Consider the following 9,975-nt stretch of genomic DNA (forward strand, 5'->3'; position numbering starts at 1 on the left):
CGTGGTGGGCAGCTCAGGGCCGGGGAGTTTTCCACACCCAAGGGTCCCTGGGCAGCTTCCGGGGATCGAAGTGCGGCAGGACCTGCGCAAGGGTTCCCGCGGGCAGGCCCAGTGATTCAAGGATCAGGTGACGTACCCGTTCGGCAGGGATTCCGACGGCGGCGAGGTCGCCCAGCGTGACAGCGCCGTCGCGCTTCGCCAGCCTCACGCCGTCGTGGTTCACCACCAGCGGAACGTGGGCGTATTCGGGGATCTGCACGCCCAAAAGTGTCGCCAAATAGGCCTGCCGAGGGGTGGACGGAAGGAGGTCGTCGCCGCGCACCACCTGGTCGATCCCCTGGGCGGCATCATCCACCACCACCGCCAGGTTGTAGGCGGTCACTCCGTCATTCCTGCGGAGCACAAAGTCGTCCACGACTCCCACATAATTACCCTGCAACTGGTCCTCAACAGTCCACTCGGAAACGTCCGCCCGCAAGCGGATCGACGCCGGACGTGACGCGCGCCGGATCTCCCGTTCCGCAATCGACAACCGCCGGCACGTCCCCGGATAGGCCCCCTGCGGGGCATGAGGCGCGGACGGCGCTTCCTGGATTTCCCGGCGGGTACAGAAGCATTCGTAGGTGCGGCCATCAGCGGTAAGGCGCGCAATCGCTGCGTCGTAGAGCGCCGCGCGCTCAGTCTGGCGTACGACGGCGGCGTCCCAACCGACGCCGATTGCCTCCAGATCACGGAGCTGCTCCGCCTCCGCGCCGGACCGGGCACGGTCGAGGTCCTCCACGCGCAAGAGGAAATCCCTGCCGCTGGACTTCGCGAACAGCCAGGCAAGGATGGCCGTTCGGAGGTTGCCGACGTGCAGTTCGCCCGAAGGGCTCGGGGCGAAACGGCCAGCTGAAGTCATGGTCCAAGCCTATGCGCCGGCCGATCCTGGCGGGTGCCCGCTAACGCCTGGCCGGCGCCCGGCCATACGCGGCGGGGCGCCCGGCCATACGCGGCGGACGCCCGGCAACGCAAGAGCCCCTCAGCTACCGCAACGATCCGGTGGCTCAGGGGCTCTTACTGTGCTGCCCGCACGATACGGGCGAGTGCAGAATGACAATGCTGTGAACAAGAGTCAATCAGCGGCGGCTTCCTTGCGGGAAACGTATGCAGGGAACCGGGTGGTGTTCCGGATGCCTGGTGCCTGCGGGGTCCGGCGGTAGCCTTGCCCTGCTTCGTTGTCACCATTTGAGCAGAACGCATACAGTTGGTGCAACGGACGATGAAAAGATTGGTCGATCTGACCAGTCAGCACGGAATACTTGGACAGGAAGTGGTCACTTTGCAGGAACTCGACGCAACGGACCGACGAATCCTGGCTGCCCTCGATGAAGATCCCCGGGTGCCCATCATGGTGTTGGCCCAGAAACTCCACCTCGCCCGCGGTACCGTGCAATCCCGCTTGGAACGGATGACGGCGGCCGGAGCCCTGCGGCCCAACAGCAGCCGTGTCCTGCCCTCGGCCCTGGGCCGTGGCGTAGCGGCGGCAGTCAGCGCCGAGCTGGACCAAAGCCACTTGAACGAAGCGATCGCCGCACTCCGTGAGATCCCGGAAGTCCTCGAATGCCACGCCCCGGCCGGGGATACGGACCTCATCATCAGGGTGGTGGCCAAGAGCCCGGACGATCTATACCGGGTCTCCGAGGAAATTCGCCTGTGCCCTGGAATTGTCCGGACGTCCACCAGCATGTTCCTCCGCGAAGTGATTCCGTACCGGACCACCGGGCTGTTGGCTCAATAACCGGCAGGCAGCCCGGGACTAGACGGGTGGGCCGATGTTGGTTTTCAGGTTCTTCATCACCAACGTGGACGTCAGCCGCTCCACGGCAGGGAGAGCGGCCAGTTCCTCGTCATAGAAACGCTGGTAGGCCGGAAGGTCGGCCGCGATGACCTTGAGCAGATAGTCAGGGGATCCGAAAAGCCGCTGGGCCTCCACAATGTTGGGGCTGGCCGTAACGCGATCCTCAAACTCCGCCATGATGGTGCGCTCCACTTGTTTGAGCGTGACGAACACGATGGCCTCGAAACCCAGCCCCAGCGCCGCCGGATCAATGTCCGCACGGTAGCCCCGGATCACGCCCGATGACTCCAGGTCCCGGAGCCTCCGATGGCACGGTGCAACCGTCAAACCCACCTGCGAGGCAAGGGCGGTGGCCGTCATTCGGCCATCCTCTTTCAGGTGGCGCAAAATACTTCTGTCGATTCCGTCAATCACGCAATAATCTTACTCAGATCAGCGCCCTATGAGCTAAAAACAAGAGCACTTATCGACCGCTTTTGCCTAGAGTTTTCCCAGCATCTAGCCCTGGAGGGAAAACGTGAATCCGCAGCTGTTCCTGGCCTTCATGGTGGTCGCCGTCAGCCTGGCCTGCACGCCCGGCGTCGACTGGGCCTATTCCATTTCGGCAGGACTCAAGCAACGCAGCTTCGTCCCCGCCGTCGCAGGCCTGTGCAGTGGATATGTCATCCATACCTTGCTCATGGTGGCAGGGCTGGCGGCCCTGCTGGCCGGAGTTCCGGGCCTCCTGGGGTGGCTGACCATCGCCGGCGCGGGCTACTTGTTGTATCTCGGCGTCTCCACCATGCGCTCATGGCGAGGCGCGAGTTTCAGTGCGGAAGCCGGCGTCGTACAGTCCGGAAACCAGCTCCGCACGTTCTTCCAAGGCATGGGCACCAGCGGCATCAACCCCAAAGGCCTGCTGTTCTTCGTTGCGCTGGTACCGCAGTTCGTCAGCCCTGAGGCAGCACTGCCCGTTCCGGTCCAGTCAGGCTTGCTGGGCCTGACCTTCGTGATCCTGGCCGCGGTGGTGTACACCGGCGTGGCGTTGACGTCCCGGAAGCTGTTGGCTTCCCGGCCCGGCGCCGCGCGGGTTGTAACCCTGGTCAGCGGGATCATCATGATCGGACTCGGGACAGTGCTGTTGTCGGAGCAACTCTTCCCTCTGCTGCTGCAGGTGCAAGCGGCAAACAGCTAACCTGCGAGCAGTTCGTCCAGGCGCTCGTATCCTTCGATCACGCCGTAGTCCATCCCGGTTGCCACGGCCATGTCGCGGGCTTCCACCGAAGGGTAGACCTCGTGGGCAGACATCCGGGTCCTGCCATCGATTTCCTCGAACGTGGTGGTGCTGATGACCACCTGGTTGGGCGCGCCCTCGAATTCGACGGTCTGGATGATCAGGGCATCGGATTCAACGGTGTGGAAAACACCGCGGAAGCCGTACATGCCGTTCTCATCACCGCTTTCGTAGCGCCAGCTTCCGCCAGTGGTTGCGTTGTACTCGGTAATTTTCGTCTGCGTGCTGCGGGGGCCCAACCACTTGGCCAAGAGATCCGGGTCTACGTGGGCTTTGAAAACTGCGCTGACCGGGGCATCGAATTCGCGGACCGTGTCCACGAACGGGACGCCTTCGTTGGCAGTAATCGTTGTTGGATTGCTCATGAGGGTTCTTCCTTCATTGCTGTTCGTTCATTCTTCCGGGTGGGTGCCGGCCTTTGGGGAGGTACCCAGCAACTCGTCCAACTGCCGGAAGCGTGACTCGGCAATCAGTCGGTACTGGTCAATCCATGCCGTCAAACGCTCCAAGGCTGCCGCGTCCAAGTGAACGGGCCGCCGTTGAGCATCGCGGGAGCGGGTTACCAGTCCTGCGTTTTCCAGGACCTGAATGTGCTTGGAAACCGCCTGCTTGGTGATGGCGAAAGGTTCCGCAAGCTCATTGACGGTGGCCTCGCCCCGGGACAGCCGGGCCACAATGGCCCGTCGCACCGGATCTGCCAGCGCCATGAAGGCTTTGTCCAGGGTTTCTGTCCCCTGAGCATCGTGTTCCATCGCCGTCCCGTCTTCAATAATCAACCAAAACATTGATCAACTGTTTGGTTGATTAAGAGAATACGCTTCTACCCGCGCAGGCACAATGGTTTTTTATTCGCCGCCCAGTTGCCTGAAGTCGTTTTCCCAAAGACGCCGCATCTCCGCGTCCTTGCGGATAACTTCCAAGGTCTCCAGCTCCGCTGGCGGGGCCGGACGCTTGGACCGCGGAGTCAACGTGCGGCGACCTTGGTCCAGCGCCAGGAGCGCGCGGTCCGTCAAAGCATCATTCTTCAAAGCCAAGTTGGTCTTTCGGCGCCGGAGGACTTCCTTCAACGCGGCTTGGGCGGCCTCGAAGTCGCCCCTCGCGCGCTGCGAACGGGCACGGATCAACAGGAGCGCCGCCGAGAGGTCGTCGGTATTCAACAAACCTTCCGTCCACAGCACCACGTCACGGTGCCGTTCCAACGAAAATGCCGCGGTGCAGCGCGCCAACGCGGAAGGCAACGACGGCGGCAACGTCACCACAGCTTCCAACGCCGCCTCGGTCATTCCCATCTCCCGCAAGCAATGGGCCAGCGCCAGGAACACCGATTCCTCGCTGAACAAAACCGGAACCTCAATCCGTTCAGCCACCTCGACCTTGGTGACCACCTGCCCAAGGTACATAGCCGAGAACTGGCTGGCGTCGTCGTCGATCCTTGTTGTTAATCCGCGCTGCAGCAGCTCGGAAGCCCGCAGGAACCCGCCGTGTTTGTAAGCAAGCAAGCCCGCCATCACGTGGCACAGGCCGGCCCATCCCGGGTTCATGCGGCCGAAAGCCAGGAGGCGATCCGGTTCCGTGGACGTAAACACGGCGTCGTGCATCGCCTTGGCCGTCTTGGAAGAGAGCATCCTCAACCGCGGGACGTTGCCGGTTACAGTCAACCGCGCGTGGTCCCGCCCACCCAGCACCCCGGAAAGTACGTCGTTCACGCCGTCCGTGAGCCCGCGAACCGGGGTACGGACGTAACCCTCGCGGAAAGGCGTGAGGTCCCGGGTGTCATGGAAAATCGTGTGCACGCGGCCGTTGGGAGCTTGGCTCATAACCCCATGCTAACCGCCGCTGAACTGGGCACATCCCCTGCTATCGGAGGCATTTCAGGAGTATTATGGCGGCGTCGGCAAGGTTTTGCGACACCCCTTGCCGCAGGTCGGCTCTCCATGAGAAGAGCCGGGTAACCGCGTGAAAGGGAGGACTTGATGACCACCGCTTCGCACCCCGCCGAACACCACCACATGATGGGGTTGACGCTACGCAACACCGCCATGGGCGTTGGCATTGTATTTCTGCTGGTAGGCGTCCTGGGCTTTATCCCGGGGATCACCACCAATTTCGGCGCCATGACCTTTGCGGGACATGAATCCGGCGCCATGCTGCTTGGAGTCTTCCAAGTGTCCGTACTCCACAACATCGTTCACCTGCTGTTTGGCGTGGCCGGCTTGGCCATGGCAAGGAACGCTCGCATGGCCCGCCTGTTCCTGTTGGGCGGCGGCGCCGTGTACATCGTTCTTTGGATCTACGGCCTGGTCATCAACCAGGAAACAGGCGCCAACTTTGTCCCCTTCAACACCGCCGACAACTGGCTCCACCTGATCCTCGGTGTTGCCATGATCGGCTTGGGTGCTTGGCTGGGCAGGGATGCCATGGACGAAACCACCACGACGCGACGGAGGATGTAGCGCTTCCACGCACCTTGGTGAATCAACGACGGCGACCGCCTCCCCAGAGGGGACGGCCGCCGTTTTTCGCTCGCCACCACCTCGCCCAGGTGCCAATTAACGACAATGTTTGCGCTCCGGATTGTCACCACCTGCCATGTCGGCGGGCGTTTTAGCGCTCGACGGCGGGTACCCGCCTTAGCGCGGGGCGCGCCCACCCAGCCTCGTTGTGACCTTGGCTGCTGCTGCGGAACAGGCTTCACCAAGGCTGTCCAAGGTGTCCTGGGAAACCCGGAACTTCGGTGCCGGAATCAGGACCGAGGCCACAATGTCGCCGCGATGGTCATAAACGGGCGATGCCACTCCGACTTCTTCAATGGACGTCTCCCCAAAGTTCACTGCCCAGCCGCGCTCCACGGATTCCTCAACCCTGGCCAGGTACGACTCAATGGCATCCCCGTCCAGGCCTGGAAGGGTGATCGACCCGCTGCGCAGGAGCTGCCGCACACGATCTTTGTCCTCCGCGCCGAGGAACACCTGCACCGATGAACTCAGGGCCTCGTTGTAGCGGGCACCCAACGGAGCAAGGTGTTTGACCTGATGCCGGCTGGGGATCTGCTCAACGCACATGGACTCGTTGCCGTTCCACACCATGAGCGCACTCGTCTCCCCCGTGCGTTCTGTCAGTTCGCGCAGCACGGGGTAGGCCACGCGGCGCTCTTCGAGTTCCGCCAGGAGGGGGCCCGCCATGGCGATCATCCCCAGCCCCAAGCGGAACCTGCGCGAATCGACGTCGCGCTCTACCAGGTTTTCCTGTTCCAGCGTCGCCAGCATGCGGGAAACAGTGCTCTTGTGAAGACCAATGCGCCCCGCGATTTCGGTGACTCCAAGGAGAGGCTCCTCAGCGGTGAAACTCCTCAGCACTGCAATGGCATTGACGATCACCGACGTGCTTTTGCTGTCACCATTGCCGTTGCTGTTGCTGCTCTCAGGAGTTTCGCTGGATTCAGTGGGGGTCATGGGTTCACTATATTTCGATTGGAGACAATCCCTCGGACAGGGCCAAGGCCGGTGGACACCACGCTGTGTCCACCGGCCGGGTCACTAGGCTCCGATGATGTTGTACTCGGGGCCGAACGGGAACTTGGTGATGTTCTCCGCACCGTCCTCGCCCACCACCAGGATGTCGTGCTCGCGGTAACCGCCGGCACCCGGCTGGCCATCGAGCACCGTGATCATCGGTTCCATGGATACCACCATGCCCGGTTCCAGGACGGTGTCGATGTCCTCGCGCAGTTCCAATCCAGCTTCACGGCCGTAGTAGTGGCTCAGCACGCCGAACGAGTGGCCGTAGCCGAACGTCCGATTGGCCAGGAGCCCGTGGCTGACGTAGATCTCGTTGAGCTCCGCGGCTATGTCCTTGCAAACGGCACCGGGCTTGATCAGCTCAAGGCCGCGCTTATGTACCTCCACGTTGATGTTCCACAGTTCCAGGGAACGGGCGTCCGGTTCGCCGTAGAACAGGGTCCGTTCCAATGCGGTGTAGTAGCCGCTGGTCATGGGGAAGCAGTTCAGCGACAGGATGTCGTGTTCCTGGATTTTGCGCGTGGTGGCCCAGTTGTGGGCTCCGTCAGTGTTGATGCCGGACTGGAACCACACCCAGGTGTCGCGGATTTCGGAGTCCGGGAACGTGCGGGCGATCTCGTGGACCATGGCTTCTGTGCCGATCAGGGCAACCTCATACTCGGTGATGCCGGCCGTAATGGCGTTGCGGATGGCTTCTCCACCGAGGTCACCGATGCGGGCACCGTGCTTGATCACCGCGATTTCCTCGGCCGACTTGATCATCCTCTGCCGCATGGCAGCCTGCGCCACGTCCACCAGCGTTGCTCCGGAGAAGGCAGCCTGGATCTTGTTGCGGTTGTCCAGCGGCAGCGAATCATCTTCGACGCCGATACGGCGGGGGTTGATCCCGCGGGTGCGCAGAACTTCCTGGATGGCGTGGATGTAGTTGTCACGGCGCCAGTCCGTGTACACCAGGTTGTCGCCGTAACTGCGGCGCCAAGGCATCCCGGCGTCGATATTTGCCGTAATGGTGACCGTGTCGTCCTTGGTAACCACCATGCCGTAGGAGCGGCCAAAGTAGGTGAAGAGGAAGTCGGAGTAGTACTTGATGGAGTGGTAGCTGGTGAGGACCACGGCGTCGAGGTCTTTCTCGGCCATGATGCTGCGCAGGCCGCTGAGGCGGCGTTCAAACTCGGCGTCGGAGAAGGTCAGCGAGACCTTTTCGCCGTTGTTGAGGACTTTGGTGCGCTCGAGCTTGGCGACATCGTTGACGGCCTCGTTCTGCGTGATGGTCATGGTGGTTCCTTTCAATGGGTGGGTTGTACTAGTCCTGCAGCAGAGGCTTCTTGGAAGTCTCCGTAGCGAACAGGACTGCGATGAGGGAAACTATGGCGGCGGCCACGAGGTACCAGCCGGGGGCCAGCTTGCTGGCGGTCATGCCGATCAGGAGGGTGGCCATGAACGGAGCGGTGCCGCCGAACAAGGCGTTGGAGAGGTTGAAGCTGACGGCAAAGCCCGTGTACCGGACCTTCGTGGGGAAGAGTTCGGCGAGGAAGCTGGGCAGCGTGCCGTCGTTGAGGGTGAGCATGCCGCCCAGCAGGATCTGCACCAGGACGATGACCAGGAAGTTGCGGGTGTCCAGGAGCATGAACGCCGGCACCGTCAGCAGGATGAAGAGGACCGATGCAGTGATCAACATGCGTTTCCGGCCGAATTTGTCCGAGGCGATGCCCGTCAGGAAGATGAACCCGATGTAGCTGGCCAGGGCAATGGTGGTGGCCAGGAACGACTCCGTGGCGCCGAAGCCCAACTCCTCCGACAGGTACGTGGGCATATAGCTGAGGATCACGTAGAAGCCGACGGCGTTCAGCAACACAGCGCCCGTGGCGATGATGAGCTGCTTCCGATAGGTCCTGAACATTGCCAGGGCCGGTGCTTTGACGTTGTTGTCCTTGGCAGCGAGTTCACGGAAGGCCGGCGTGTCCTCCAGTTTTGTGCGGATGTACCTTCCGATCAGGCCCATGGGCGCGGCGAGCAGGAACGGCAACCGCCAGCCCCACTCGTTGAGCTGCTCCGCGCTGAGTACTGAAGTCAGCAGGGCGGCAAGCAAGGAGCCCAGCAACAGTCCCGCTGCGGTGCTTGCAGGCACGACGGCGGCATACAGTCCGCGGCGGTTCGCCGGCGCATACTCCACCAGGAAAGCGGACGCCCCGGCGTACTCCCCCGCAGCGGAGAATCCTTGAACCACGCGTACGAGGAGGAGCAGGACAGGGGCCATCACGCCGATGGTGGCGTAGCCCGGGATCAGTGCGATGCAGAAAGTGGCTACCGACATCAACACGATCGAGAGGGACAGCGCCTGCTTTCGTCCCAGTCGATCGCCGATGTGGCCCCAGACGAAGCCGCCGAGGGGCCTCACGAAGAAGCTGATGGCGAAGACACCGAACGTCGCAAGCAGGGCCGTCTGCCGGTCTGACTCCGGGAAGAAGACCGTGGAGATGATGCCGGCCAAGTAGCCGTAGACGGCGTAGTCGAACCACTCAACAAAGTTGCCGATGAAGCTGGCAGTGACCACTCGCCGTCGAGTGTCCTTGCTGACTGAAGTGTTCGGGCCGGGGATGTGGTTGGAGCCGGAGGCGGATGAGGTGCCTCGCTCGGCTGCCACAGAGGATTCATTGCTCATGTGTCCACCAAAATCATTGGGGTTGCATTCAACGCAACGCTGTTGCACCAGAGTATGTGTGAGCGGCGCCACGGTCAAGAGGCGGGGGAAACTTTACTTTCGGAGGTCTGCGAGTCCCTGGATATCTGGTCGCCACCCTGGTCCACATTCCCAAAGTTGCATTCACAGCGACCCAGTTGCGCCAGAAGCGGCTCAATACCCGTCGCTCTCTCACATCCCCCGGCCTCCACGGGATCGCTCTCTCACATCCCCCGCCCTCCACGGGATCGCTCGCTCACATCCCCCCCCTGCACAGGATCGCTCCCTCAAAACCCCCGCCCTCCACAGGATCGCTCGCTCACATCCCCCGACCTCCACGGGATCGCTCGCTCACATCCCCCGCCCTCCACGGGATCGCTCTCTCACATCCCCCGCCCTCCACGGGATCGCTCTCTCACATCCCCCGCCCCTTCCCCGCGTCGCCCTCTCACTTCCTTGAAGAAAGTTGACCGCGAAGGGTCTCCAGTACGGACACCAAGGTCGGCCCGACTCACGCCTTGAGATCGCGGTAGAAAGGCCGCGGGCAAACGAAGTGCGGATTCCCCGTCCAGTCGGCGGCGCTTTCAAGCCAAGGGGATGTGAAAGAGCGTCGGGGGTGGGGTTATCCGGCAGCGCGCGTCCAAGCGAGGAACGAGCGAGCGCG

At 62.4% G+C, this 9,975-nt stretch carries 11 protein-coding genes; 3 read left to right on the forward strand and 8 right to left on the reverse strand.

Annotation, left to right across the window (positions count from 1 at the left end; genetic code table 11):
- Positions 1-13: 13 nt before the first annotated feature.
- The gene (gene gluQRS, locus BLQ01_RS17430; protein ID WP_091553148.1) at positions 14-901 is read right to left on the reverse strand and encodes a tRNA glutamyl-Q(34) synthetase GluQRS; all 888 of its coding nucleotides are present in this window, start codon (positions 899-901) and stop codon (positions 14-16) included.
- 360 nt (positions 902-1,261) lie between these two features.
- On the opposite strand from gluQRS, the gene BLQ01_RS17435 reads away from it, so the two are divergent.
- Positions 1,262-1,780, forward strand: coding sequence for an Lrp/AsnC family transcriptional regulator (locus tag BLQ01_RS17435; RefSeq protein WP_175493477.1), 519 nt, complete (start codon positions 1,262-1,264; stop codon positions 1,778-1,780).
- Between the two features lie 18 nt (positions 1,781-1,798).
- On the opposite strand, the gene BLQ01_RS17440 is transcribed toward BLQ01_RS17435, so the two are convergent.
- Positions 1,799-2,254, reverse strand: coding sequence for an Lrp/AsnC family transcriptional regulator (locus BLQ01_RS17440; protein ID WP_081733412.1), 456 nt, complete (start codon positions 2,252-2,254; stop codon positions 1,799-1,801).
- A gap of 103 nt (positions 2,255-2,357) precedes the next feature.
- Between BLQ01_RS17440 and BLQ01_RS17445 the strand changes: the two genes are divergently transcribed.
- Positions 2,358-3,014, forward strand: a complete 657-nt coding sequence (locus BLQ01_RS17445; RefSeq protein ID WP_091553151.1) for a LysE family translocator — start codon at positions 2,358-2,360, stop codon at positions 3,012-3,014.
- On the opposite strand, the gene BLQ01_RS17450 is transcribed toward BLQ01_RS17445, so the two are convergent.
- The 3 genes from BLQ01_RS17450 to BLQ01_RS17460 form a co-directional block, all read right to left on the reverse strand.
- The gene (locus BLQ01_RS17450; RefSeq protein ID WP_026548448.1) at positions 3,011-3,478 is read right to left on the reverse strand and encodes an SRPBCC family protein; all 468 of its coding nucleotides are present in this window, start codon (positions 3,476-3,478) and stop codon (positions 3,011-3,013) included. The genes BLQ01_RS17445 and BLQ01_RS17450 overlap by 4 nt on opposite strands.
- 27 nt (positions 3,479-3,505) lie before the next feature.
- Positions 3,506-3,865, reverse strand: coding sequence for an ArsR/SmtB family transcription factor (locus BLQ01_RS17455; protein WP_091553152.1), 360 nt, complete (start codon positions 3,863-3,865; stop codon positions 3,506-3,508).
- A 93-nt stretch (positions 3,866-3,958) separates the two neighbouring features.
- Positions 3,959-4,930 (reverse strand): tetratricopeptide repeat protein, encoded by a 972-nt coding sequence (locus tag BLQ01_RS17460; protein ID WP_091553156.1) that lies wholly within the window; start codon positions 4,928-4,930, stop codon positions 3,959-3,961.
- A gap of 156 nt (positions 4,931-5,086) precedes the next feature.
- Between BLQ01_RS17460 and BLQ01_RS17465 the strand changes: the two genes are divergently transcribed.
- On the forward strand, positions 5,087-5,566 hold the full coding sequence (locus BLQ01_RS17465) for a DUF4383 domain-containing protein (RefSeq protein WP_026542658.1): 480 nt from the start codon (positions 5,087-5,089) through the stop codon (positions 5,564-5,566).
- Positions 5,567-5,743: 177 nt separating this feature from the next.
- Here the strand turns inward: BLQ01_RS17465 and BLQ01_RS17470 are convergent, their stop codons facing one another.
- The 3 genes from BLQ01_RS17470 to BLQ01_RS17480 all read right to left on the reverse strand — a co-directional run bounded on the left by BLQ01_RS17470 (position 5,744) and on the right by BLQ01_RS17480 (position 9,293).
- Positions 5,744-6,565 carry an IclR family transcriptional regulator gene (locus BLQ01_RS17470; protein WP_091553158.1) on the reverse strand — a complete coding sequence of 274 codons (822 nt, stop codon included), beginning with the start codon at positions 6,563-6,565 and terminating at the stop codon, positions 5,744-5,746.
- Positions 6,566-6,649: 84 nt separating this feature from the next.
- Positions 6,650-7,906: an aminopeptidase P family protein gene (locus BLQ01_RS17475; protein WP_026542655.1), complete on the reverse strand. Its 1,257-nt coding sequence runs from the start codon at positions 7,904-7,906 to the stop codon at positions 6,650-6,652.
- 28 nt (positions 7,907-7,934) lie between these two features.
- Complete coding sequence (locus BLQ01_RS17480; protein WP_091553160.1) at positions 7,935-9,293, reverse strand: MFS transporter; 1,359 nt, start codon at positions 9,291-9,293, stop codon at positions 7,935-7,937.
- Between the last annotated feature and the right edge of the window lie 682 nt (positions 9,294-9,975).

This window comes from Arthrobacter sp. UNCCL28 (assembly GCF_900102805.1).
Classification (GTDB): Bacteria; Actinomycetota; Actinomycetes; order Actinomycetales; family Micrococcaceae; genus Arthrobacter; species Arthrobacter nicotinovorans_A.